We start from the raw sequence: 23,807 nt of genomic DNA, 5'->3' as shown, positions 1-23,807 counted from the left end.
AAAGAGATGCTTGACCATGAAAACAATAATACCTGGCACCGCCTTGACCCTTGCCATGCTGTTGTCAACGTTGGCCCACGCAGCAACCGCCGATTCGGTGGTCTCCCAACCCAACGTCTCGACTGCTGCTGCCCTGCAACTGGCGGAAAAAACGACTCAACTGGCTCTTGAACGGCACATGAAAATCTGTATCGCAGTCACTGACGCCGATGGGCACTTGCTGGCGTTCACGCGCATGCAGGGAGCCTACGCAGGGTGTGTGAAGGCCTCGATTGCCAAGGCGACCTCGGCGGCCCGTTTCGCCATCAACACCATCACCTTTTACGACCTGGCCCGCAAGGAAAACCTGGCCATAGGCACCATTCCTGGCATCTTGCCGGCAGTGGGCGGGGTGGTGCTCAAGCACGGGGGCGCGGTGGTGGGCAGTGTCGGTATCAGTGGTGACACCGACCTGACCGAGCAGAAGCTCGCCGAAGACGTCTCCGCTACTTTCAACTGAGCCAACGGTCGTCTGACAGCACTGTCGGGCGACCATCGTCGGCTGATATTTAAACAGGTGCAGTCATGAACAAACCTCTTCTGGTCGCTGGCATTGTCGACGGCATCAGCGCCGGCGACTATTGCGTGCTAGCACCGTCTCACGTGCCGTCTACCCTGGCCCGCCTTGTCTTGGCGGCCACTTGGCTTGCAGCGCTTTACTGTGGTTGGGGCAACGGCTCGTTGCCCGATTTTGCCGCCTGGTCGGCCGCCCTGTGGTCAGGCCTGGCGCTGGTGTCGGCGGTGTGGCTGACCCCACGGGTGTTCACCCTGGGCTACCTGATTTCCATGCTGGGCTTTCTCATCACCTGGCGTGTGGCGGCCATGAATGGCGCGCTGGTGTTGATGTGGGTGGCAAGCCTGGCCACCGTGGTGCTAGTGCTGCAGTTCATGGACTGCTTGGCCAGTGACTGGCGTCGCAATCAAGCCCGGCAAGGCGCCTGGCTGGGGACGCTGCTGTGGCAGATGACCCTGGTGCGCCTGTATTTCGGCTTGAACGAGCTGGGCCATGCCACGGAAAAACTGTTTGCCGGGCTGGGCTCGTTCCACACCCTGGAGCACGGTTTCCAAGGGTTTGGCATCACCCACGGCGCCGGGTTGTTCGTGGTGCTGGGCGGGCTGATCGAACTGGCCTCGGCCATCAGCGTTGGCCTGGGTCTGTTCGCCCGGGCGGGTGCACTGCTCAGCGTGGTTTATTTCCTGGTCGCCACCCTGGGCTTTGGCGGCGAGTGGACGCGTGGGTACGCCTGGGCATCGCCGGGCGGCGGTGGCTGGGAATACGTGATGATGCTGCTGGTGGTGTTTGGCTCCGTGATGATGACGGGGGCGGGGAAGTTTTCCATCGATGGTTGGCTGCTTTCCAAAGGCGTGCTGCCTGGATGGCTGGTGCGCTGCTGCACCAACCGCGCCGCACTGACGTAAACCCGTCAATTATTTAATTGCAGCCAGATGTGACTGCTTTACGATCCTGCGCGTTGCACCCGGTGACACGTTACCGTATCGATTAGAAAGAGATGACCATGAAAACACTGTGTAAAAAAACCGCCGCAGCCCTGGCCGCTGCGCTCCTGCTCACCGGCTTCGCCACCCAGGCCAGCGCCATCACCAACGTACCGGTGCTGCAGGACAGCGACGTGCAGAAGATCGTCGACGCGGCGAAGAAGTCCATGGCGCTGAACCACACTAAGGGCTGCATTGCCGTGGCCGATGCTGACGGCCAATTGCTGTTCATGCAGCGTCAGGAAGGCTCGGCCCCCGATTGCCTGGAGTCGGCCGAAGCCAAAGTGAGGACAGCGGCGCGGTTCCAGGAAACCACCAACACCTTCTACAAGATGCTCAACCAGAACAAGCTGGTGACCGTGGCAGTACCCGGCATGGCGCCACTGCCGGGGGGCGAGCCTATTCGTCACAACGGCGTGGTGATTGGTTCGGTGGCCGTCAGCACTCCCGACGGGGAGCTTGATTTGAAGGTGGTGGCGGACGCGCTGGCGGCCATTGAGTAAGCCATTCACGCGTGTGCCTTGAACAATTTCACCATCGCCGTTTGCGTCTACCTTGTTCATCCTGTTCCCCAGCTGGGCATGGCGCTGGGGATGGTGGCTTCGGCATTGCTGTTGCAGTTGGCGATGAAAGTGCAGGGTAACGGCGATGCCTTCAGGTCAGCAATTTTCGCTGGGCGTTCGTGGGGATTGCGGTGATCGGGCTGTTGGCGTTGATTGACGTAGCGAGGCTGCGGCGTGACGTCGGGAAGCAGGTGTTGTCGTGGTAGGTTTTTGGAAGAACCGTCCGGGGCTCAAGCATTACACCTGCCAAGGCGGTGTGCCCGCGGACGTGGCCTGGCGGCTGCAGCCGCTGCCGGCGGGCTGCGCAGGCCCTGACGCTGAATATCTTCAGTGAGGATACGGGACCGCGCAGCCTTCGGCAGGGCTACGAGTGATCAACGCAGAAAATCGCCCACCAGCTTTTCCCAGCACTGGGTGCCCAGGCTGATCAACTCGTCATTGAAGTCGTAATGCGGGTTGTGTACCGAACAGCCGTGGAATTCGCCCTCGCCATTGCCCAGCATGAAATAGCAGCCCGGCACCTGGGTCAGCATCCAGGCGAAGTCTTCGGTGCCCATGACCTTGCGCCCACGGGTATTGATCTTGCCGTCTGCGAACAGCGGCGCCAGGCTCTTTTGCACGAACGCGGTTTCGGCCTCGCTGTTGATCAGTGCCGGGGCCAGCGGAGTGAATTCCATATCAATGCTGACATTGAACAGGGCTTCGTGGCCCTGCACTATTTCTTCTAGCCGCTGGTTGATCTTGGCCTGGGTGTCCAGGGTATCGGTGCGCACGCTGATCAGCATCGAGGCTTCGTTGGGGATGATGTTGTACACGCTGCCGGCCTGGATCATGCCGATGCTGATTACCGCGAATTCCTCAGGCGCCAGGTTGCGCGACTTAATGGTCTGAATCGCGTTGATCAGGCTGGCCACCACCGGCACCGGGTCGATGGACAGCTCCGGCATGGCGCCGTGGCCGCCTTTGCCGGTGACGGTAATGCTTACGCGCTCCGAGGAGGCCATGTTCGGGCCGGGTTGAATCACCGCGGTGCCCACCGGGTAGCCAGGCATGTTGTGCAGGGCGAAAATGGCGTCGCACGGGAAGCGGGTGAACAGGCCGTCATCCATCATCGCCTTGGCGCCGCACAGGCCTTCTTCGTCTGGCTGGAAAATCAGGTTTAGGGTGCCGTCGAAGTCGGTACTGGTGGCGAGTCGGTGGGCGGCAGCCAGCAGAATCGCGGTATGACCGTCATGGCCGCAGGCGTGCATGCGGTTGGGGATCTTGCTGGCGTGGGCAAAGGGGTTTTTCTCTTGCATGGGCAGGGCGTCCATGTCAGCGCGCAGGCCGATGCGGCGTTGGCCGTCGCCTTTCTTCAGCACGCCCACCACGCCATGGCCGCCGATGCCACGGTGTACATTGTACCCCCACTGTTCCAGCAGCGAGCTGACCAGTTCGGCAGTGGCCGGGGTATCGAGCCCCAGCTCCGGCGCAGCATGGATCTGGTGGCGAATGGCAATGAAACTGTCAACGTCGTATTCAGCAGCGGTGTGTTTGGCTTGAATATTCATCGGTCAGGCTCTTCCAGTGTTTTCAGGGAACAATTTCAGGCAAACAAGGCTCACGGCGCCACCGGCCAGCAAATAGAACGCTGGGGCCAGTGGGTCATTGAGGGTTGAGGTCAGCCAGGCGGCAATCAGGGGCGAGAAACCACCGAACAGGGTCACGCCGATGCTGTAGCTCACCGACATGCCCAACCCACGCTGATGCTTGGCGAAGGCTTCCATGATGATGGCCAGGAACGCGCCGCAGCCCACGCAGCCGGGCAGTACCAGCAGCGCGACGATCAGCATGGCGGCGTAGAGGTTAGTGGTGTGCGACAACAGGTACAGCGCAGGCCAGGCGGCCAGCACCGGCAGGGTAATGGTCCAGGCCAGGAGTTTCTTGCGCATCTGGTGACGATCGGCATAACGCGCGGCGATAGGGGAAATCACCGCCAGGCAGGCGCTGGCCACGCAGGCAATGGCTAGCGCGCTGCGTTGTGGGTAGTGCAGGGTGGTGATGAGGTAGGAGGGCATGTAGAAGATGAACAGGTACATGCCGATGGTGCCGCTGGCCAGCAGGCCGGAGGACAGGACGATGTTGCGCACATCAATGGCCTGGCGCCAGTGCTGTTTGACCTGTGGCGTGGGCTCGAAGGTCTCGGGCACGCAGCGGCGAATGTACCAGCCCACCGGGCCAATCAGCAGGCCCAGGGTGAACGGCAACCGCCAGCCCCAGTTATCCAGCTGTTCGGGGCTGAGTACGCTGGTCAACAGCAAACCGACGCTGGCACCGACGAGGGCGGCATACCCCTGGCTGGCGGACTGCCAGCTGACGTTGCGGCAGCGGTTGGCGGTGGAGGTCGACTCCATCAGCATCACCGAGGACGTGCCTATTTCGCCGCCCGCGGAAAAGCCCTGAGTCAAGCGCCCGGCCACCAGCATCAAGGTGCCGAACACGCCCATCTGTTGGTAGCTTGGGGCGAAGGCGATCAAGGCGGTGCCCAGGGTCATGAGGAAGATGGTCAGGCTCAAGGCTGCCTTGCGGCCCTTGCGGTCGGCCAGCCGGCCTATAACCAGGGCGCCTACCGGCCGCATCAGGAAGCCTGCGCCGAAGGCAGTCAGCGACATCAGCAACGAGGCGATCGGCGATTGGGCGGGGAAAAAGTTTTTGGCGATGATGACGGCGAAGAAGCTGTAGATGGTGAAGTCATACATCTCCAGGGCATTGCCCAGCGCGCAGGCCAGGGTCGCTTTGCGCGCCCCCCGTGTGATGCGATCAGGCTGACGCACGGCGGCTGTCAGTGGGGTGTCCGAATGCAGGGTGCTCATGACTGTCTCCCAAGGGGTATGCGTGATGATGAGCACTATCGAATAACAGGGACAACGAATCACTTAGCGGTTTTGCAGTAAGTTAACTATTCGGCATAGCTGGCAGGCGACGGGTAGGTGTAATTGCCTCATGGCAGTGCAGGGTACTTCCCTAGCAGGGGTTGCTGCACCGAAAGGTAGCCGTTCACGTTGTGATATGGAGCCGTTGGCACAGCAGGGCGGGTGAAAGTGCCGCTCACGGCTGCTCCATGGCCGCTGAAGCCCGGCTGATTGCGGGAAACGTTTTAACCAAACGGCATAGCGTTATCACAAGGGTAATTTCCGCTGGCTTTTAATTTAAGGAACGCTGGTGCCACCTCTTCCTTTGGTATCAGGAGCGTTGGCATGAGCAGGTCCCCCGTGTGTGCAACATCCATGGCGTCACTTGTGTTGGGCATCGGTTTGCCGCTGGCAGCCCAGGCCGACGGCTTTCCAGCCATCGCCCGCATTGCGCCCGGTTTCGGCTACTACAACGTCGACAAGGGCTACGACGACAAGCTAAAGGTCTACGGCACCCTGGACGCCTTCGTCAGCTACCAGGATTCGGGCCACTTCTCGGGCTACCGCCTGGCGGGCGGTGGCGCCTGGACCAACAAGCTTGGCCTGTACATGCGCAAGGCCATCAACCCCGACACGGTGTTCGAGGCGGACGTGGAGGAAGGCTTCAACCTTAACGGCGACTCCCTGGACCAGCACTGGAAAGAGGTAGGCACCTTGCGGCTGGCCACCGTGGCCCTGCGCTCGCGGCAATACGGGAAGCTGGAGTTCGGCAAGACCTACGGCATGGGGCCGCCCACGTTCGCCGACCCCTTCCTGGCGGTGTACGGCTCGCCCTATACCTACCTGACGGCGCCGCCGTCAGGCAAAGGCTCGTACTACCTGGACCTGCGCCCCAAGCATACCCTGGCTTACACCACGCCCAAGTTCGGCGGATTCAGCGTCGGCACCGCGGTCAGCTTTGGCTTCAATGACGCTGCCAGCACCGGCAGTACCGTGCGCGGCAAAGGCATGAGCGTGCAGTACAGCGATGCCAAGTGGATTCTGTTGGCGTCCTACAACGATTACCTCAGCGACCCCTGGAATGACGACGGCACCGAGCGCCAGACCCACAACTACATCAAGGCGGCGTCGGCCTTCTATGACTTCGGGCCGGTGGCTGCCAGCCTCAGCTGGCAACGCCAGGACGTGGACTACAGCGGCACACCCAGCATGACCGCCTGGTCGGCAGGCTTCTCTGCCCCGGTCGGCAAGGCCGACGTGGCGCGGCTGTCAGTGGTCAAGCGCGAGATCGAGTTCGGTGACAAGGATGCCTTTGGCGTGATGTTGGGCTACGACCACTTCCTCAAGCCCAACTGGGCCGTCTATGGCCGGATCGGTTTCATCAGCAACCAGCCCAACTCATCGGTTACCTACGCCGGTATCCGAATGAACGAGGCAGGCGATGACCCCCAGAACCTGGCCATCGGCACGTATTACCATTTCTAAAATCCAACCGCGCCCCTGTAGCAGCTGCCGAAGGCTGCGTCGTGGTGCCCACGATGTCCAGCGATCGCGCAGCGTTACTCCGGGCTGGCCTCCGCCGCCAGCCTGGTTTTCAGGCTCAGAAAGAAATCCTTCGCGGGCGAAGTCAGCGAGTGCCGATCCACGCATACCAGGTAAATCGGATAGTCGGGGACCAGTTCATCAACATCCACCCATACCAGGTCGTGGATACTTTGCGCCGAGGTAGCGGCAGTGGCCACCCGGCTGAGGGTCATGAAGGCGTCGGCGCTCTTCACCAGGTTCAGCGCCAGCAGCACCGCCGTGCACTCGGTCACCCGCTGTGGGGTGTGGATGTCGTTCACCTCGAACATCTGATAGAACTGCGAAGAGCGGTCATCCACTTCATCCAGGCTGATCCAGTGCGCGTGCTGCAGCTGCCGCAGGGACCGTGCATGGCGCAAGGGGTTGTCGGCGCTGCACACCACCGAGCCCTTGATGCGCTGCACCGCTTCCCAATCCAGGTTCAGGCGCTGGGTGTTCTGCTGCGACGTCAGGGCGAAGTCCAGGGTCCCGTCGCGCACGCGCTGCACGATGACGCTGGGGCGCTGTTCGACGATCTTGAGCCGCACCCTGGGGTTGCGGGTGCGGAACGCGTTCAGGCAGGCCTCGAACCCCGGCAGCATGGCCGTCAGCGAGGTCACGCCGACTGACACTTCGCCCACGGCCACGTCGTGGATGTTATCGACCTCCACCTGCAGCCGCCGCATGCTCTCCACCATCATCTGTGCATGGCGGATCACACGTCTTCCTTCCTCGGTCAGCGACATGCCCTTGTAGGAACGTTGCAGCAGGGTCAGTCCCAGCTCCTGTTCCAGTTCCTTGATGGCGCGGCTCAGGGCTGGTTGGGTGACGTGCAGCACTTGCGACGCTTCATTGATACTGCCGCATTGATTGATGGCGACCAGGGCTTTGATTTGGTGGAGTTTCACGATATCCGGCTCGTTGAGGCTGAGGTGCTACTTTAGCAAAAGCCCTGCCACTTCAAGGGCTAACGAGGCTCGGGGCAGAATGCCTGCGAATAGCCAACGGATTTAGATAAGAGTGCTGAAAAATTGGAGGGAAAAGATGGTGGAGGTTGAGCAGTTGAAGGTCAAGTTTCGGGCGATGACCTGGTCGGGGCGTTTTTACAGTTTTTCCGTCATTGTCACAGTGCTTGGAGCGTTCTTGTCAGCGTTCATGGGGTTTTCAGTACTAAATAACGCTATTTTAATTGCGTCCATAGGGTTTGTCGCGGGCTTTGTGTTTGTGTGCTTGCGTCTATACCGCTGGTTTATTTCTGTATGGGATAAGCCGTTTGCCAAAATGCCCGTTATTCTGCTGCATCTATTGGTGCTGTTGATATCCACCGTCATTTCCAGATGGGTTGTAGCGGGCGCACTGGGGTTGCCACCACAATCGTTTGATATCACGGTCGGATTTCTCGTGCTTGCCTTCTATATTCCTGCCTGGATTCTCTTGGGGGCCTTCCTGTTTTGCCTGTTTGGCTTGGTGCTGTTGATCGGTGTAGGGCTAGGATCATTGTTATTGATTCCGCTGTCTGTCATTGCGAGCCTGTTGAACATTTTCAACCTGCTGCCGTACCTGCGCAAAGCGTGGGACACTGTAGCGCCAGCCAAGCTCAGCTTCACCGATGTGCAGGGGCATTCGGTGGGCGCGCTGTTAAGCGGCATTATTTTGATTAACCTGTATGGGCTGCTCGTTCCGGATGCTCGGCCGTGGATTGACGCCTCGGTCAGGCTGATAGCGGTCTGGGGTGATTTTCAGCCTGCCGTTAACTATCCGGGGGTGCAGGCGGGTGAATACGTCCATCCACTGGATAACGGTTTTATTGCCGTGGCCACGACGAAGGCTGATAACAGTATTGAAATTGAAGTGAAGAAGCAGGTCGAAGACTTTGAGGATCTACACCAACATCCGGTTATTCCTCCCATCCCTTCTGTCAAGCAGGTGACTGACCCTCTTATCCAGCGTATGGTGGACTGTCTAACCACATTACTTCCGCGCGAACCCCCTGGCTGACTTCCAGAGCAGCCGGTATGCGCGGCTCAGGCCACGACGACCTATCGAGCAGATAAGCCCTTTTTCTTCGTAATACCGCAGGGTTGAAGACGGCAGACCGGAACGTCGTGCCATTTCACCGATATCCATCTCTTTCATGCTTGACTTCAAGTCGACTTTAGCTTGCAGACTGCCAGGATCAAACCGCCAAAACAGGCTGAAGGCAAGGGGAAATATCATGGGAGTAGGTGAGACGGCACTGGGCATTCTGTTCGTTGGAACGGAACCCACGCTGATTATGGACGTATCGGCCTTTATTCAAACGCGGGTATTTGGCTTGGCGTCGATTGACTATAGGCTCGTCGGTCGTTGGTTGGGCCATATGGTACATGGGCGGTTTCGTCATGCCTCGATCGTGACTGCGCAACGTGTCCGGAATGAGCGCCTGGTTGGCTGGGTGTTCTATTTCATTATTGGCAGCGTCTTGCGATGGTGCTCATCGGTGCCCAAGGGCTTGCCTGGATCTGTAACCCCTCCCTTATGCCCGCGTTGGTGACCGGCTTGATCAGTGTGATGGCACCTTTCTTCATCATGCAGCCTATGTTCGGTTTTGGCATCGCCGCGTCGAAGACAGCGGCACCGAATGTGGCAAGGCGCAGAGGTGTCATAGCTCATCTAACGTTCGGAATCGGGCTTTTTGGGGCAGGGTGGCTGTTGATGCTGCTCTTTCCTGGGCCGGTATGCCTTGGGTGGGCGCCTGTGGGATAGAAGTGGCACTCAGGCCCTGAATGTCTGCTGTTGGCCAAGCCAGGTACTGCACAGATGGAAGCGTCCATTTTTGTACGCTTCTGGCTGATGTTGGTTTGTCGGTCGGTTGGATTAAAGAGGTTGGTTGATACAACCAGTCTCTAACGGGAGCCGGGCTGAGTGAACGCTTCGGGTTTTGCATCTAGTCTTTCTTTAAGCTTGATTGCGTAGGCTTCGGCACTTTTGACGTCCGAAAATGAGACACCGTGGTCGTCAAGCCACACTTTGCACTGACGGCCATTCTCGCTCACTTCAATCTTTATGTTCATTCAATACTCCATTATGTCCTAACCGAGGCCGGCCTTGACAGGCGCTCCAGCGCATCAGATAGATGGTCGCCAGTGGGTGTTGTTAACGACCGCGTGTGCTTTGGCTTCCAGCACTTGATACTGAATCGTCTCCAGGTACTGGCGCTTCAGGTCCATGGCCGGCGGGCCAAGGATCGGATTACTTCTGAACGGCGCCAACAACTCATCGATAGCCTGAACGACCTCAGCAGATGCGGCATCCACACTGGATGCCAAAAGCGGGTCGAATTCAACCGCCTCGAGCGTTGCGTCCAACGCTTTCAAAATGGGCTCGGCATTTTGAATTTCGGTGCGCATCAGGTCTGAAGATGAGTTCGCCTGTACCTCCGTGTGGCCGATGCCGGGCAACTCAATCTCGGGTTGAAAATCGTGAGGCGCGTTGAATAACGGACACAGCGAGTGAGCTACTCTGGTGCGCATTGTACGCGTCACGCGCATGGGACCCAGTTTATGAATAGAATTTAATTAGCAGGCTACTGAGTTATCGCCCGTAGCAGAATTCCAGAGGTGCCAGGCGATCAACTGCAAGTCGGTTGTCCACAAATGCCAGGAAATTCATCTGGTGCATTTCTGCTGGGGACACTCCCTCACGGTGTGTTGAATTCTGTGTAGGACTCAGGGGAGGTCGGTTGGGGCATGGGAGCTGGCGTGCGAGCTCCTAGGGATCATTGCGCGTTTCCTGTACTCGGGAGAAGCCTCTGGAGGTGCTTGTTGCAGTTAACCCTTCTACGCGGCCTCCCTTTTATGCTCCAAGGGTTTCAGATCAGGCTCGAATGCCACGTCAGACACCACCGGAAGTGGTCATGCCATGCGCCCAGGGCCGAGCAGGCTGATCAGCATTTCGCGGCTTCGTTCAAGAGCCTCGGCTTTTTGATCAAGTACTGCAACTTGCTGCCAGATTCGGTCCCTCAATATGTCGCACAGAGGAGCTGAAGCAGCTGTCACTGCCGGGGCGCATTCGAGCACGTCTTTGATTGTAGACAGCGTGAGACCGGCGTCATTCAGCAACATGATCGCTTCAATGAGTTTTACCTCCGCAGCCCCGTAAAGGCGATATCCGGACGCTGCCCGCTGGGGCTTGAGCAGTCCTTCCTGTTCGTAATAGCGCAGCATGCGAATACTGACACCGGTGAGCGAGGCGAGCGCTCCGATCTTCATGGCAGTCCTTGACTCTGACAGTACTGTCACACTACAAAATCAGGGCCTTCCAGACAAGTGAGGGTAAATCGGTGCTAAAGCTGATCATGTGTGTGAAACGTCAATCCAACCTGACGCGAGAGGCGTTCGATGAGCACTGGCGAAATCGACACGCGCCGCTGGTGCGCAGGCATGCGGCGCTATTGGGAATCCGAAAGTACGTCCAGACCAGCCCACTACCTGACTCGGTGGCCCAGACTGCTTTGCAGCGAAGCAGAGGCACCGAGAGGGCTGACTTTGATGGGTGCGCTGAACTGTGGTGGGATGACCTGGACGCGCACCTGGCCGCACGGGCTACACCCGAAGGGCGGTTAGCCCTCAAGGAACTCATCGAGGACGAGCAGCGCTTCGTTGATTTAACCAGGTCGCAGCTTTGGTACGGCTTGGAAAATGAAGTCATTTAGGCCGTCCTGAAAACCTAGGGGCATGACAGGTATTGCGTCCTCAGCCTGCTTCGGGACAGCATTGGCCATCTGTACTGATAGGGGCAGGCGCGCCCGCGGTGCTTGGAGTGGCCGAGCTCCTGCCATCTCTGGCAAGGCGTGAGGCACCGTCCGGACTCAATAGACACCTGGGGTGCCACCGCCGTCGACAGCGATCGCAGTGCCTTGAATATGGCGTGACTGTTCACCGCAAAGAACCACCGCCAACTGCGCCACGTCCTCGGGTTTACCCAGGCGCACCAGGCCTTCCCGTTCGACCTGTGCCGCGCGCTCCAGATCGACCGTTTTTGCCGCTGGCGGCGGCTCGTTGCTGGAACAGCTGTTCAATCCGGTCGGTTTCGGTCAAACCAGGAAGAATGGCGTTCACGTTCACTCCTTCCAGCTTCCCTTGACCGGACAGCCCCTTGGTGAAATTGTGCATGGCGCCATTGGCCAAGTCTCCGATCAGGAACCCCGGATCGGGGGTACGTGCCGCACCGCCGATGATGTTGACCACATGGCCACCCGCAGCACGCAGCAGCGGCCAGAACAGCCGGCACAGATTCACGCAGCCGCAAAACTTCAACGCAAAGCCATCTTGCCAGGCGTCTGCGGGTCATTCGAGAAAGGCCCCGGCACGCGTAGCACCCGCCGAATTCACCAGGATGTCGCAGCGCCCGAAGCGTGCGGCCACCCCTTCATACACCTTTTGGCAACCGGTCTCGGTGCGCAAGTCCACCGCGCAGGCCGCCGGGCTGGCGGAGTCGTTTGAGCCCAGCTTCTACGCCGTTCGGGGCTACATTCAGGCCGAGTCGTTGGCGTGACTGGATACTGGGCTTGCTTGCCGGGTCAGTTGGCGACATTGGCCCAGGCACGGGTTTGCTCAAGCGTCAGGATGAAGCGCTCCAGCAGCAAGTTGATTTCTGCCTCGTTGATGATCAGCGGCGGGCACAGCGCCACGGTGTCGCCGATACCTCGCACGATCAGGCCATTGGCTTGGGCCTGCGCGGTGAAGTATTTGCCCAGGCGCCCCACGGATTCGAACGGGGCCTTGCTGATGGGGTTGGCCACTAGTTCAACACCCGCGATCAGCCCACAGCCGCGCACTTCGCCTACCAGCGGGTGCGCGCGCAGGGCTGCCAGGCCTTCATGCAGCAGGGCACCGATCCGCTCGGCATGCGCCACCAGTTGGTCTGCTTCGATGATGCGCAGGTTCTCCAACGCCACCGCGGCTGCCACCGGGTGGCCGCTGGCGGTGAACCCAGTGCCCAACGCGCCCAGCTCGTGGCTCTGGTCGGCAATGCCGTGGTACAGCGCTTCGTTGATCAGCACCGCGGCGATGGGTTGGTAGGACGACGACAGCTGCTTGGACAGCACCATCGCGTCCGGCACGATGCCAAAGGTTTCGCAGCCGAACAGCTTGCCGGTACGGCCGAAGCCGCAGATCACCTCGTCGGCGATGATCAGCACGTCATGACGGCGACACACTCGCTGGATTTTTTCCCAGTAGGTGCGCGGCGGCACGATGACGCCGCCGGCGCCCATCAACGGTTCCGCGACGAAGGCGGCGATGGTGTGGGCCCCTTCGTGGTTGATCAGCGCCTCAAGCTCGGCGGCCAGGCGGTCGGCGAACCGCTCCTCGGTTTCCCCGGGCAGGCCGTGGCGGTAAAAGTGCGGGGTGCTGACATGCAGGAAGCCGGGGAGGGGCAGGTCGAAACCCTGGTGAACCGAGGCCAGGCCTGTAAGGCTGGCGCTCAGGCCCGTGACGCCGTGGTAAGCGCCCAGGCGGCTGATGAATTTCTTGCGCAGCGGCTGGCCGATGGCGTTGTTTCGGTACCACACCAGTTTGACCAGCACATCGTTGGCTTCCGAGCCGGAGTTGGTGAAGTAAACCTTGCTCATCGGTACTGGCGCCAGGGTAATCAGCTTCTCGGCCAGGGCGATGCTAGCCGGGTGCGATTTATGGCTGAAGGTGTGGTAGAAGGGCAGGGTTTGCAACTGCCGGTGGGCGGCGTCCACCAGGCGCTGTTCGTTGAAACCCAGGGCGGTGCTCCACAGCCCGGCCATTGCTTCCAGGTAGCGATTGCCGTGGTCGTCGATGACGAACACGCCCTCGCCACGTTCGATGATTAGCGGGCCTTTTTCCTGATGGGCGCGGGCGTCGGTGTAGGAGTGCAGGTGGTAATTGATGTCTTTCTGGGCCAGCGGATTGAGCGGCATGACAGGGCATCCCTACGTCAGGTACGACGTTGTAGCCGCTGCCGCAGGCTGCGCAGGCCCTGTGCCTCGCTGAAAATTTCCAGTGTGCTCAGGGGCCCGCGCAGCCTGGTGGCAGCGGCTATAGGTTAGTTGTCCAGTTCCAGGACTTTGGCCAGCTCTACGTAGTCCAGGCTCCACAGGGTGCCGCCGCCCAATTTCTGGTTATGCATGGAACGGAAGCCGGTCAGTTGCTGGCCGCGCTTACTCAAGGTACGTGCCATTTCCAGCGGCACGGCGAACGGGTAGGCCTCCTCTGGCACTAGCCAACCCGGACAGAAAGCCAGGGCAAGCGCACGGCGAGGACGGTTGGAGACATTGGCGCCGCCACCATGCACCAGTTTGCCGGAGTAGAGAATGGCGTCGCCTTTTTCCATTACGGCAGGGATGGTCGGGGTTTGCTCGATGCGGTCGCGGTCATTGAAGTCCGGCCAGGCATGGCTGCCGGGGATGATGCGGGTGGCGCCCATTTCCTCGGTGTATTCTGACAATGCCACCAGGCAGTTGCACATTACTTCTGGCCCAGCAGGCCCCAGGTTGCGGAACACTGGATAGTTTTCCAAATCGCGGTGCAGGAACTGCTGCTTCTCGCCCGGCTGGATCTCGATGATCTGCGCAGCGTTCATCCAATAGGCGTCGCTGGTGTCGAGCATCAGGGTGTCGACATACGACAGCATGATCTCGTGGTCCAGCATTTCCTCGCGGAAGGTCTTGCTACGGCGAATCAGTTGGGTAATGCGCTTGGTCTTCTTGCCCGCGAACTCCTTCATCCACTCAGGTCCATCGTAGCCTGCGGCCCAACCAGCGACGATGTCGTCCATGTCAGCGTTGAAGCGATCGACCTGGGCCTTGAACAGGCCCTTGATGATAACGCCACCTTCCTCGTCGATGATGCGCTTGACTATCTCGGGTGCCGTGCCGGCTGGGACTTCGGTGATTTTGGCAGAGGCATTGATTGCAGTGGCGAGCATGGTGTTCTCCAGTGTATCGGGACTGTTGGCGCTCCGGGGAAGTGCCTGGAGCATGGCCGGATCATAGGCAGCACGGGCATCCCCAAACAGGTGGGCGGGGGCCAAATATGCGCGCTTTCGTGGCCATGCCAGCGCGTGGCTTCCAACCACAGGAGTTTGGCCACTGTGCACCTGTGCCTGCCCTCGATCCCCAGCCACTATTGGCCCAAGCGCTGCATATGCGGCAGCAAAATCTGGCTTGGCAGGAGACGTCATGCGTACCGATATCAGCTTCAAGACCACCGATGGCCTGACTTTGAAGGGCTGGCTGTTCACCCCGCAAAATGCCGCCGATCGCCATCCGGCAATCGTCATGGCCCATGGCTTCACAGCCGTGAAAGAACAGTACCTGGACCGCTACGCCGAGCTGTTTGCCGCTCAGGGGTTTGCCGTGATGGTGTACGACAACCGTAACTTTGGCGCCAGCGACGGCCAGCCCCGCCAGGAGGCCGACCCGCTGTTGCAGGTGCGTGACTACCGCGACGCGATCACCTACGTCAGCAGTCTGGACAATGTCGATGCCTCGCGGATCGGTATCTGGGGCTCCAGCTACAGTGGCGGCCACGTGCTGCAAGTGGCGGCCTTCGACCGCCGGGTCAAATGCGTGTCGTCGCAGGTGCCCGCCATCAGCGGCTCGGCTGACGTGCGCATGGCGGTGCGCCCAGACCTGATGCCTGGCTTGATCGAGGCCTTCGAGGCCGATCGCGCCGCGCGCTATGCCGGCAACCAGGCGCTGGTGATGGAAGTAGTCAACGAAGACCCGAAATCCGACTGTGCGCTGCCCGGCCAGGACTGCTTCGACTTCTTCACCGGCAGCCAGCGCAATGTGGCCCCGGCCTGGCGCAACGAGGTCACTCTCAAGAGCATTGAGATGCTCAACGAGTACGAACCTGGCTACGCAGTGGACCGCATCAGCCCCACGCCGTTGCAGATGATCGTGGCGCTTAAAGATACCGTCACTGTGCCGGACGCGGCCCTCAAAGCCTATGAGGCTGCATTGCAACCGAAAAATCTGGTGCTGCTGAACTGCGGCCACTTCGACCCTTACCTGAGCGAGTTCGAGGCCTCCAGCACTGCCGCCGTCGAATGGTTCAAGCGTCACCTCTGATTTCAGCCTACTGCCTTTTCAAGGAACCCCCATGTCTGCCAAATGGCCCGAAAACCACAGTCAATCCAAAGCCCTGTACGACCGCGCCAGCAAGGTCATGCCCGGCGGCATCACGCGTATCCTGCCGTGGCAGGAACCGTTCCCTGTCTATGCCGGCAGCGGCTCGGGTGCCTACGTGACTGACGTAGATGGCACTCGTCGGCTGGACCTGCTGAACAACTTTGCGTCGCTGATTCACGGCCACGCGCACCCGGCCATCGTTGCCGCCATTCAGGAGCAGGTCACCAAGGGTACGGCTTTCACCCTGCCCACCGAGCCTGAAGTAGTGTTGGCCGAGACCATCTGCGCCCGCGCCGAAAGCTTTGAATGGATTCGCTTTTCCAACTCCGGTACCGAAGCGGTGATGTGCGCCATCAAGGCAGCGCGTGCACTCACCGGGCGTTCGAAGATCGTCAAGTGCGAAGGTGTTTACCACGGCTCCTACGACTACGCCGAAGTGAGCCTGGACTCCTCGCCCGAGAACTGGGGCGTTGACCCTACCTCCACGGGTTATTCCAAGGGCGTGCCTGAGGGCGTCAAGAACGATGTGGTGGTGATTCCCTACAACGACGTCGAGGCGGCCGAACGCATCATCCTCGCCAACCGCGATGCCATTGCGGCCATCCTGATTGACCCGGCACCTAGCTACTTCGGCTTCGTGCCGGTCACCGAGGAATTCATCGGCATGATCCGCCGGGTTGCCACCGAAATCGGCGCCGTGTTCATCCTCGACGAAGTGATCACCTTCCGCGTGCACAGCGGCGGCGCGCAGACGCGCTTCAACATCAAGCCGGACCTGACTGTGCTGGCGAAGATCATCGGCGGCGGCTTCCCGGTGGGCGCGGTGGCGGGTTCACGCAAGTTCATGCAAGTGTTCGACCACCGCGAGGGCAAGCCGCTGTTGCCGTGGAGCGGCACGTTCACCGCCAATCCGATCACCATGACCGCTGGCAAGGTTGCCCTGGACCTGTACACCCAGGCCGAATCCGACCGCATGGACGTGCTGGGTGACCGTCTGCGTGCTGGCGTGACCCAGGCCTTTGCCAGCACAGGGTTCCCAGGGCAGGTGACCGGTTTCTCGTCGATGTTCATGGTATTTGGGCACCAGCGCGAGATCCATGATTACCGCTCCGGTTATTCCAGCAAGGAAGAGGCCAAGTGGGTATCCCGACTGCAGCGCCACCTGGTGCTGGAGGGGTACCACATTGCCAAGACCGGCAAGGCGTTCTTGTCCACGGTGATGACTGACGCGGATGTGGACGGCTTCATCGCCGCCACCGAACGCGCCGCGAAGGCGGCTGTAGCCGAGGCGTAACGCTAGCGGGAATAAAAAGGGGGGAATGCCTTGCGGGCACTCCCCCCTTTTTACTACCGTTGTTTACTGTGCGGTGTAAGCACCATCCACTGTCAGCAGCGATCCGGTCATCCACTGCGCATCTTCCGAGGCCAGGAAGGTCACTGCCTTGGCCACGTCGTCAACGTTGCCAATGCGCGGCCATGGGGTCAGGTCTTCGAGCAGGGTCTTCATTTCCGGGTTATCCAGTTCCTGGCGCACCATGGCAGTGGCCAGAAAGCCTGGGCACACGGCGTTGACGTTGATCTTGTGCTGGGCGAAATCAACGGCCAATTGGCGGGTCAGGTTGTTGACCGCACCCTTGGAGGCGCAGTACGACGCTTCCTGGGCCAGGCCCACCAAGCCGCCGATGGAGGAGATGTTGACAATTTTGCCACGGGTGCCAGTGGCGCTGACCTCCTGCTTCATCATCTGGGTAATGGCAAACTTGCAGCCCAGCCAGGTGCCCTTGGTGTTGACATTCATGGTCAGGTCGTAGTCGGCCTCCGTTTCCTCGACGATGGTTTTGAGCTCCACTGCCACGCCGGCGTTGTTGATCATGATGTCCAGGCGGCCGAAGCGCCTCACGGCTTCCTGCACCAGGTTGTCCATGTCGGCGTAGCGCGACACGTCGGCCTTGACGAAGATGGCCTCGCCGCCGTTCTGGCAGATCAAGTCGTCGGTGTCGATGTGCAGGTCTTTTTCGAAGCCTTCGGGGCGGGCGCTCTTGGATAGGTCCGAACACACCAGGTAGGCGCCTTCGGCGGCCAGGGCCAGGGCAATTGCGCGGCCGTTGCCTGAGCTCGAACCCGTGACAATGGCTATTTTGTTGTGGAATCGCATTGAGTCGCCTCCATCGGCGTTGACGGTCGTGAATAAGGGGGTAAGCCCCGGTTTAACGGTGTTGAAGCCAGTCTATGAACCCGACGCAGGCGAAAACAGGTTCGAAAGGGACAGCGGTCAGCCAGGGTGGTGGAGATTGGCCGCTGGCAACCTGCCACGCTCCAAAAACTGGCACAGGCCCTGTAGCCGCTGCCGAAGGCTGCTCGGGCCCTGTGTATCGCTGCAGATTTCCAGTGTACGCAAGGGCCAGCGCAGCCTGGCGGCAGCGGCTACAGGCCGTCAGGACAGTATTCGGGCAGCGAAGCGGGCGGCTTGGGTCAGCACGCGCTGGCCCGTGGCGATCTTCCCTGCGCTGGTCAGCAGTCCGTGGGCATGGGCAGGCAGGTGCACATGCTCCACGAGCGTGCCTGCCCGCGCGGCCGCCGCCGCGTAGGCGATGCCTTCATCCGCCAACGGGTCATGCCCCACGGTGAGGATGAATAGCGGCGGCTGCCGAAGGCCTTCGGCATGCAGCAGCGGCGACAGGCGGGCATCATTCAAATCAGCCACCGGCCCGGTGTACTGCTCCCGAAACCAGTGCATGGAGTTGGCCGTCAAGGGAAAGCCGCGGGTGATGCGCCGGTACGAGGGCTCGCTGGCGCTGAGGTCGGTGACTGGGTAGAACAGCACTTGGCCCTTGATATTCAGGCCCAGCGTCTGGCTGTCCGGGTCGTTGGCCAGCACCGTGGCCATGTTGCCGCCCGCGCTGTCACCGGCCAGCAGCGTGCGGCCTGGGTCCACCTTAAGCTGTTCGGCATGAGTGGCTATATAGCGTAGCGCTCCGGCACAGTCCTGCAGCGGTACCGGGAAACGGTGCTCCGGCGCCAGCCGGTACTCCACGGCCACCACCGTGGCTGCGCTCTGGTTGGCCAGTGCGCGGCACAGCCCGTCGTGGCTGTCCAGATCGCCAATCACCCAGCCACCACCGTGGATGAACACCACCAGGGGAGTCACTGCCTGCGCCGGTGTGCCGGCGGGGCGGTAGACGCGCAGGGCAGCGGTGCCACCGGGCACTGGGTAGTCCAGGGTATAGACCTCGGCCACGGCCTGCGCCGGAAAGCCATTGGCGGCGCAGGCCTTGATGTAGTTGGCGCGCGCCGCTGCCAGGGGCACGTCCTGGAAAGAAATTTCGCCATTGTCGCGAAACGCCCGGACCAGGTCGACCGCGTCGGCGGCGACCTCGTTCAGTGGCACGGCGTACGCGGTGGCGTCGCCGCTCACTCTGCCTCCTCCGTGACCTGCAGCAGGCGGTAGTCGTTGACCTTCCAGTCGGCGGCCAGGGCCTTGTACTCGTCCACGGTGCCCGACCAGTTGTTGATCACCTTGCCAGCGGCGTTCTTGTACCAGCTGGAGCAGTCTGACGAAAATGCCGAGGACTGCATATTGGTTTGCAGGCTGTCGTTGTAGGCGTTGAAGGTGTCGAGCTTAACGTCCACGGCGGCGCGCGGGTGCTTGCCCAGGCCCTGAATGGCCTGGATGATATAGCGCTGCTGAATCTCCAGCATGGTGATGATCGAGTTGTGGTTCAGGTTGGTGTTGGGCCCGTAGATCATGAACAGGTTGGGGAAGCCCGGCACGCTCATGCCCAGGTAGGCCTCGGCGCCTTGCGCCCATCGCTGGCTCAGGGTTTGGCCGTTGATACCGGTCACCTGAAGGTCGCCATGGAACGCCTGGCTTTCAAAGCCGGTGCCGAAAATCACGGCGTCCAATTCATGCAGGGTACCGTTCTTGTCGATGATACCCCGGGACACGAAATGGTCGACTGCCGAGGTTTCCAGGCTGACATTGTCACGCATCAGCGCCGGGTAGTAGTCGTCGGAGCGCAGGATGCGTTTGCACGCGAACTCATAATCTGGAGTTAGCTTGGCACGCAGCGCTGCATCCGGTACTTGGGCGGCCAGGTGACCGGTGGCCATGGCGACGCCTTCCAGTTGCGCCTCGGTGCCGTGGCGGGTCCGCGCAAAGCCGTTCTCGCGGAACGTGTGCAGGTTGCGGCGGCTTTCCTCGAACAGCGCGGGGTCTGCGGCGTAGGCGTCGAGTTGCTCCGCAGTGAACACGATCTGGTTGCGTGGCATGATCCAGTTGGCGCTGCGCTGGAACACCGTGAGGTGCTGTGCCTGGCGGGCCACTTCGGGCACGTATTGCACGGCGCTGGCGGCGGCGCCGATGCTGGCCACCTTCTTGCCGTTCAGGTCCACGTCCGCAGGCCATTGGGCCGAATGGAACGAGCGTCCGGCGAAGCTCTCCAGCCCCTTGAACGCCGGGATGGCGGGTTTATTCAGTTGCCCCCAGGCGGGTACGAAGAAACGGCCGCTCAAGCGGCGGCCGTTGGACAGCTCGAAGCCCCAGGTATTGGCCCGTTCATTCCAGCGTGCCTGGGTCAATTCGCTGTTGAGCAGAATGTGCGGCATCAGCTCATAGCGCTCGGCCATGGAGTCCATGTAGCGCAGCAGCTCGTCGCGGTCGGCATACATCTTGCTCACCCGCAGGTGCGGGTGGAAACTGTAGCAGTACAGGTGCGACTCGGTATCGCACGCCGCGCCGGGGTAGGCGTTGTCACGCCACACGCCGCCGATGCGCGCGCCACGCTCCAGGATGATGAAGTTGTCGATGCCCTGGCGCTTGAGCTGGGCACCCATGCCCAGGCCGCCAAAACCGGCGCCCAGGATGACGATATCGTAGGTGTTCTGTGCAGTGGACATACGCGTGTTCCTTGATAGATGGCCGGCTTAGAAGGCTTTTTTGTATAGGGCCAGGGCGTCTGCTGCACGCACCTCGACCGGGTTGTTCTGCAGCAGGCGTTCCTGCTTCATGGCATCGCTGGCCAGCAGCGCCAGGCTGCCCTCGGTCACCTGCACGTCGCGCAGGCGGCGAGGTGCGCCGGAGGCGTTCATCAGGTCTTCCATGTATTCCACAAACCGTGTGGCGCGGCTGGTGATGGTGGCGCTGCTGGCGCCCAGCAGCACATCAGCCAATTCGGCATACAGCGGGGCAGCAGCGCTGAGATTGAAGCGCAGCACCGGGCCCAGCATCAGGGCATTGGAGAGACCATGGGGGATGTGATAGTGGCCACCCAGCGGGTAGGCCAGGGCGTGCACCGCCGCCACCGGGGCGTTGGCGAAGGCCTGGCCGGCCAGTGTTGCCCCCAGCAGCATGGCCTCGCGGGCCAGGCGGTTCTTGCCATCTTCACAGGCTGAGATCAGGTTGCCGGCCAACAGCCGCAGGGCTTCACGGGCCAAGGCGTCGGACACCGGGTTCTTGCGGTGGCGGCTGGTGTAGGCCTCGATGGCGTGCACCATGGCGTCGATGCCGGTAGCGGCGGTGGTCAGCGGCGGCAGGCCGATGGTCAGCTCGGCGTCGAGGATGACTTTGTCGGCGTAGAGCTGGTTGGCCACCACACCCATCTTGGTGGTCTCGCCGGTGGTCAGGATGGTGATGTTGGTCACCTCCGAGCCGGTGCCCGCAGTGGTCGGTATCTGCACCAGCGGCAAGCGGCTGCCCTTGACCTTGCCGATGCCATACAGCTCGGACAACGCTTGGCTGGACGGGATCAGCACGGCGGCTAGCTTGGCGATGTCCATGGACGAACCACCGCCCAGGCCCAGCACCAGGTTCACTCCCGCTGCGCGGGCTTGGCCCACGCAGTCGTGCAGCACCGCCTCGGGCGGATCGGCCACCACGTCGTCGAACACGCTGATGCTGAAGCCTGCCGCTTGCAGCGAGGCCTTGGCCGCATCGAGCAGGCCGGCGGTGTGCAGGAATTTGTCGGTGACGATCAGCAGGTTGCGTTGCTCGGTCCAGGCGCCCAGCAGCTCTCCCAGACGACGCGCGGCGCCCCATTCGGCGACGATCGAGCCGACGGTATCAAAGGTGAAGGGCTTGAAGATGCTCATGGGTACGGCTCCTGAGGTGTGTAGCCGCTGCCGCCAGGCTGCTCGGGCCCTGTGCTTCACTGAAAATGTGCAGGGCCACCTTGCGGCAGCGGCTACAAGGGGTGTGGGGCTATTAGAGGGGAGTGGCGGTGGCGGGGCTTCAACCTGCGGGTGGAATTTGCAGGGGGGCGGGGTGGAGAACGCGGGTTGGGCAAAATGTTGCAGCGGCAAAATGTCCCCCCGGCACCTGTTGCATGTCCACCCGCAGGTTGAAGATGGCCCCCACGGCAACGCGCTATACACATCGCCAATAACTACAAGACCCGATGCCACCGGAGGACCGATGAACCTGCCTCATCAACCCAAGTTTCTGCCCGCCACCGCGAGCTGCAAACCGTCACCGCTGCTGATTGGCGGGCTGCTGGAGACCGGCCTGCGCGCCGCCGGCGACAACCAGATCGTGTATCGCAATCAGATGCGTCACGACTACACCACGTTCAATCGCCGGGTGCATCAGCTGGCCCATGCCCTTAGCGCGCTGGGCGTTGTGGCCGGGGACACGGTGGCGGTGCTGGACTGGGACAGCCATCGCTACCTGGAATGCTTCTTTGCCATCCCCATGCTGGGCGCGGTGCTGCATACCGTGAATGTGCGCCTGGCGCCCGAGCAGGTGCAGTTCACCATGGCCCACGCCGAAGACACGCTGGTGCTGTCCCACCCCGATTTTCTGCCACTGCTGGAGACCATCGCCGGTCAGTTGCCCATGGTTCGTGGCTACCTGCTGTGCGAGGACGGGGGCGGCGCCGTGCCCACCTCATTACCTGTATTGGGTGAATATGAAACGCTGCTGGCCGCTCAGCCCGGCCGCTACCCATTCTCCGAGTTCGATGAGAACGCCGTGGCCACGCTGTTCTACACCACTGGCACCACGGGCAACCCCAAGGGCGTGTACTTCACCCACCGGCAGCTGGTGCTGCACACCCTGGCGGGGGGCCATGCCCATGCCAGTACCGGGGCCGCGCTGCTCAACCGCGACAAGGTCTACATGCCTATCACGCCAATGTTCCATGTTCACGCCTGGGGTGTGCCCTACATTGCGACTATGATGGGCTGCCAGCAGGTGTACCCCGGCCGTTACGAGGCTGGGCTGCTGGCGTCCATGATTGTCGATGAACGGGTCGACTACTCCCACTGCGTGCCGACCTTGCTGGCCATGGTGCTGGATGCCGCCCAGGCCAGTGGGGCCGACCTGTCCGGCTGGCACGTGCTGATCGGTGGTTCAGCGCTGTCCGCAGGCCTGGCCCGCCGGGCGCAAGGCATGAACGTGGACGTGCGTGGCGCGTATGGCATGTCCGAGACTTGCCCCATCGTTTCCCTCACCTGCCTGCCGGCCGAGTTTTCCGAGTTGGAGGCCGAGCAACAACTGCACTGGCGTTGCAGTGCTGGAGTGATCGCGCCGCTGGTGCAGATGAAGCTGGTAGACGAACACCAGCAGCTGGTGGCCCAGGACGGCCAGCAGGTGGGCCAGTTGCTGATCCGCAGCCCCTGGCTGACCCCCGGCTACCTCAAAGACGCGGTCAACAGCGAAACCCTCTGGGAAGGCGGTTGGTTGCACACCGGCGATGTGGCCAGCATCGACGCCCACGGCCTGGTGCACATCCATGATCGCCTCAAGGACCTGATCAAGACCGGTGGTGAATGGATCTCGTCCCTGGACATCGAAAGCCTGATCAGCCGTCACCCCCATGTCAGCGAATGCGCCGTGGTGGGCGTGCCTGATCCACGCTGGGGCGAACGACCGGTGGCATTGCTGGTGCAGGCCGCCGCATCGCCGCCCCTGGATGCCGAGGCGCTCAAACTGCACCTGACCGGCTTCGTCGCCCAGGGGGCCTTGTCCAAATGGGCCATTCCCACGGAGGTGCGGGTGGTGGCCGCGATCCCACGCACCAGCGTCGGCAAACTGGACAAAAAACTGATTCGCGCGCAGTTCTGACCCTTCGGGGTAAGATCGTTTCAACACCACCCGTGGTACAAGGCAGTCGC

The 23,807-nt window shown here is 61.3% G+C and carries 25 protein-coding genes and 2 pseudogenes; 12 read left to right on the top strand and 15 right to left on the bottom strand.

Translation table 11 applies throughout. The features are described from left to right. Positions 1 to 16: 16 nt before the first annotated feature. The 4 genes from AC0SZ7_RS17815 to AC0SZ7_RS17800 all read left to right on the top strand — a co-directional run bounded on the left by AC0SZ7_RS17815 (position 17) and on the right by AC0SZ7_RS17800 (position 2,234). The gene (locus AC0SZ7_RS17815) at positions 17 to 499 is read left to right on the top strand and encodes a GlcG/HbpS family heme-binding protein (RefSeq protein ID WP_475505686.1); all 483 of its coding nucleotides are present in this window, start codon (positions 17 to 19) and stop codon (positions 497 to 499) included. 65 nt (positions 500 to 564) lie between these two features. Then, positions 565 to 1,458 (top strand): DoxX family protein, encoded by an 894-nt coding sequence (locus tag AC0SZ7_RS17810; RefSeq protein ID WP_475505611.1) that lies wholly within the window; start codon positions 565 to 567, stop codon positions 1,456 to 1,458. A 98-nt stretch (positions 1,459 to 1,556) separates the two neighbouring features. Then, positions 1,557 to 2,039, top strand: coding sequence for a GlcG/HbpS family heme-binding protein (locus tag AC0SZ7_RS17805; RefSeq protein ID WP_475505610.1), 483 nt, complete (start codon positions 1,557 to 1,559; stop codon positions 2,037 to 2,039). Between the two features lie 18 nt (positions 2,040 to 2,057). Continuing rightward, on the top strand, positions 2,058 to 2,234 hold the full coding sequence (locus tag AC0SZ7_RS17800) for a hypothetical protein (RefSeq protein ID WP_475505609.1): 177 nt from the start codon (positions 2,058 to 2,060) through the stop codon (positions 2,232 to 2,234). Between the two features lie 239 nt (positions 2,235 to 2,473). Here the strand turns inward: AC0SZ7_RS17800 and AC0SZ7_RS17795 are convergent, their stop codons facing one another. Together AC0SZ7_RS17795 and AC0SZ7_RS17790 are read right to left on the bottom strand one after the other, a co-directional pair. Continuing rightward, positions 2,474 to 3,649, bottom strand: coding sequence for a M20 aminoacylase family protein (locus AC0SZ7_RS17795; protein ID WP_475505608.1), 1,176 nt, complete (start codon positions 3,647 to 3,649; stop codon positions 2,474 to 2,476). A gap of 3 nt (positions 3,650 to 3,652) precedes the next feature. Then, the gene (locus AC0SZ7_RS17790) at positions 3,653 to 4,951 is read right to left on the bottom strand and encodes an MFS transporter (RefSeq protein ID WP_475505607.1); all 1,299 of its coding nucleotides are present in this window, start codon (positions 4,949 to 4,951) and stop codon (positions 3,653 to 3,655) included. A 414-nt stretch (positions 4,952 to 5,365) separates the two neighbouring features. On the opposite strand from AC0SZ7_RS17790, the gene AC0SZ7_RS17785 reads away from it, so the two are divergent. After that, positions 5,366 to 6,475: a porin gene (locus tag AC0SZ7_RS17785; protein WP_475505685.1), complete on the top strand. Its 1,110-nt coding sequence runs from the start codon at positions 5,366 to 5,368 to the stop codon at positions 6,473 to 6,475. A 74-nt stretch (positions 6,476 to 6,549) separates the two neighbouring features. On the opposite strand, the gene AC0SZ7_RS17780 is transcribed toward AC0SZ7_RS17785, so the two are convergent. Then, a complete protein-coding gene (locus tag AC0SZ7_RS17780; protein WP_475505606.1) occupies positions 6,550 to 7,461 on the bottom strand; it encodes a LysR family transcriptional regulator in 912 nt (303 codons plus the stop codon). A gap of 136 nt (positions 7,462 to 7,597) precedes the next feature. Between AC0SZ7_RS17780 and AC0SZ7_RS17775 the strand changes: the two genes are divergently transcribed. Next, a complete protein-coding gene (locus AC0SZ7_RS17775) occupies positions 7,598 to 8,551 on the top strand; it encodes a hypothetical protein (RefSeq protein ID WP_475505605.1) in 954 nt (317 codons plus the stop codon). Between the two features lie 15 nt (positions 8,552 to 8,566). Here AC0SZ7_RS17775 and AC0SZ7_RS17770 read toward each other — a convergent pair. Beyond that, a pseudogene (locus AC0SZ7_RS17770) lies at positions 8,567 to 8,689 on the bottom strand (MerR family DNA-binding transcriptional regulator); the annotation flags it as partial. On the opposite strand from AC0SZ7_RS17770, the gene AC0SZ7_RS17765 reads away from it, so the two are divergent. Together AC0SZ7_RS17765 and AC0SZ7_RS17760 are read left to right on the top strand one after the other, a co-directional pair. Then, positions 8,688 to 9,086, top strand: a complete 399-nt coding sequence (locus tag AC0SZ7_RS17765; RefSeq protein ID WP_475505604.1) for a DUF2938 family protein — start codon at positions 8,688 to 8,690, stop codon at positions 9,084 to 9,086. The pseudogene AC0SZ7_RS17770 and the gene AC0SZ7_RS17765 sit on opposite strands and share 2 nt — an antisense overlap. Further along, positions 9,020 to 9,298, top strand: coding sequence for a DUF2938 family protein (locus tag AC0SZ7_RS17760; protein ID WP_475505603.1), 279 nt, complete (start codon positions 9,020 to 9,022; stop codon positions 9,296 to 9,298). The genes AC0SZ7_RS17765 and AC0SZ7_RS17760 overlap by 67 nt, the downstream gene beginning before the upstream one ends. Positions 9,299 to 9,438: 140 nt before the next feature. On the opposite strand, the gene AC0SZ7_RS17755 is transcribed toward AC0SZ7_RS17760, so the two are convergent. From AC0SZ7_RS17755 to AC0SZ7_RS17745, 3 genes are all read right to left on the bottom strand, one after another. Next, positions 9,439 to 9,606 carry a hypothetical protein gene (locus tag AC0SZ7_RS17755; protein ID WP_475505602.1) on the bottom strand — a complete coding sequence of 56 codons (168 nt, stop codon included), beginning with the start codon at positions 9,604 to 9,606 and terminating at the stop codon, positions 9,439 to 9,441. A 54-nt stretch (positions 9,607 to 9,660) separates the two neighbouring features. Beyond that, positions 9,661 to 10,065 carry a hypothetical protein gene (locus tag AC0SZ7_RS17750; RefSeq protein ID WP_475505601.1) on the bottom strand — a complete coding sequence of 135 codons (405 nt, stop codon included), beginning with the start codon at positions 10,063 to 10,065 and terminating at the stop codon, positions 9,661 to 9,663. 381 nt (positions 10,066 to 10,446) lie between these two features. Then, a complete protein-coding gene (locus AC0SZ7_RS17745) occupies positions 10,447 to 10,803 on the bottom strand; it encodes a MerR family transcriptional regulator (RefSeq protein WP_475505600.1) in 357 nt (118 codons plus the stop codon). A 71-nt stretch (positions 10,804 to 10,874) separates the two neighbouring features. On the opposite strand from AC0SZ7_RS17745, the gene AC0SZ7_RS17740 reads away from it, so the two are divergent. Then, a complete protein-coding gene (locus tag AC0SZ7_RS17740; protein ID WP_475505599.1) occupies positions 10,875 to 11,246 on the top strand; it encodes an EthD domain-containing protein in 372 nt (123 codons plus the stop codon). Positions 11,247 to 11,402: 156 nt separating this feature from the next. Here AC0SZ7_RS17740 and AC0SZ7_RS17735 read toward each other — a convergent pair whose 3' ends face one another. The 4 genes and pseudogenes from AC0SZ7_RS17735 to AC0SZ7_RS17720 form a co-directional block, all read right to left on the bottom strand. Continuing rightward, positions 11,403 to 11,501 (bottom strand): hypothetical protein, encoded by a 99-nt coding sequence (locus AC0SZ7_RS17735; RefSeq protein WP_475505684.1) that lies wholly within the window; start codon positions 11,499 to 11,501, stop codon positions 11,403 to 11,405. A gap of 10 nt (positions 11,502 to 11,511) precedes the next feature. Further along, positions 11,512 to 12,042, bottom strand: a pseudogene (locus AC0SZ7_RS17730) (SDR family NAD(P)-dependent oxidoreductase). Positions 12,043 to 12,113: 71 nt separating this feature from the next. After that, positions 12,114 to 13,484 (bottom strand): aspartate aminotransferase family protein, encoded by a 1,371-nt coding sequence (locus AC0SZ7_RS17725; protein ID WP_475505598.1) that lies wholly within the window; start codon positions 13,482 to 13,484, stop codon positions 12,114 to 12,116. Positions 13,485 to 13,609: 125 nt separating this feature from the next. Continuing rightward, complete coding sequence (locus AC0SZ7_RS17720; RefSeq protein ID WP_475505597.1) at positions 13,610 to 14,491, bottom strand: phytanoyl-CoA dioxygenase family protein; 882 nt, start codon at positions 14,489 to 14,491, stop codon at positions 13,610 to 13,612. Positions 14,492 to 14,654: 163 nt separating this feature from the next. On the opposite strand from AC0SZ7_RS17720, the gene AC0SZ7_RS17715 reads away from it, so the two are divergent. Continuing rightward, complete coding sequence (locus AC0SZ7_RS17715) at positions 14,655 to 15,638, top strand: alpha/beta hydrolase (RefSeq protein WP_475505683.1); 984 nt, start codon at positions 14,655 to 14,657, stop codon at positions 15,636 to 15,638. A gap of 31 nt (positions 15,639 to 15,669) precedes the next feature. Then, positions 15,670 to 16,992: an aspartate aminotransferase family protein gene (locus AC0SZ7_RS17710; RefSeq protein WP_475505596.1), complete on the top strand. Its 1,323-nt coding sequence runs from the start codon at positions 15,670 to 15,672 to the stop codon at positions 16,990 to 16,992. 63 nt (positions 16,993 to 17,055) lie between these two features. Here the strand turns inward: AC0SZ7_RS17710 and AC0SZ7_RS17705 are convergent, their stop codons facing one another. From AC0SZ7_RS17705 to AC0SZ7_RS17690, 4 genes are all read right to left on the bottom strand, one after another. Beyond that, positions 17,056 to 17,853, bottom strand: a complete 798-nt coding sequence (locus AC0SZ7_RS17705; protein ID WP_475505595.1) for an SDR family NAD(P)-dependent oxidoreductase — start codon at positions 17,851 to 17,853, stop codon at positions 17,056 to 17,058. A gap of 279 nt (positions 17,854 to 18,132) precedes the next feature. Beyond that, positions 18,133 to 19,113 carry an alpha/beta hydrolase gene (locus AC0SZ7_RS17700; protein ID WP_475505594.1) on the bottom strand — a complete coding sequence of 327 codons (981 nt, stop codon included), beginning with the start codon at positions 19,111 to 19,113 and terminating at the stop codon, positions 18,133 to 18,135. Next, positions 19,110 to 20,594 carry a flavin-containing monooxygenase gene (locus AC0SZ7_RS17695; RefSeq protein WP_475505593.1) on the bottom strand — a complete coding sequence of 495 codons (1,485 nt, stop codon included), beginning with the start codon at positions 20,592 to 20,594 and terminating at the stop codon, positions 19,110 to 19,112. Before AC0SZ7_RS17695 ends, AC0SZ7_RS17700 begins: the two co-directional genes overlap by 4 nt. A 27-nt stretch (positions 20,595 to 20,621) precedes the next feature. Next, on the bottom strand, positions 20,622 to 21,785 hold the full coding sequence (locus AC0SZ7_RS17690; protein WP_475505592.1) for an iron-containing alcohol dehydrogenase: 1,164 nt from the start codon (positions 21,783 to 21,785) through the stop codon (positions 20,622 to 20,624). Between the two features lie 322 nt (positions 21,786 to 22,107). Here AC0SZ7_RS17690 and AC0SZ7_RS17685 point away from each other — a divergent pair, with 322 nt between their 5' ends. Next, a complete protein-coding gene (locus tag AC0SZ7_RS17685) occupies positions 22,108 to 23,757 on the top strand; it encodes a fatty acid--CoA ligase (protein ID WP_475505591.1) in 1,650 nt (549 codons plus the stop codon). Positions 23,758 to 23,807 lie beyond the last annotated feature (50 nt).

This window comes from Pseudomonas sp. JC1203 (assembly GCF_056175065.1).
Note: the sequence above shows the minus strand (reverse complement) of the source record. Positions and strands in the feature narration are given on the sequence as shown.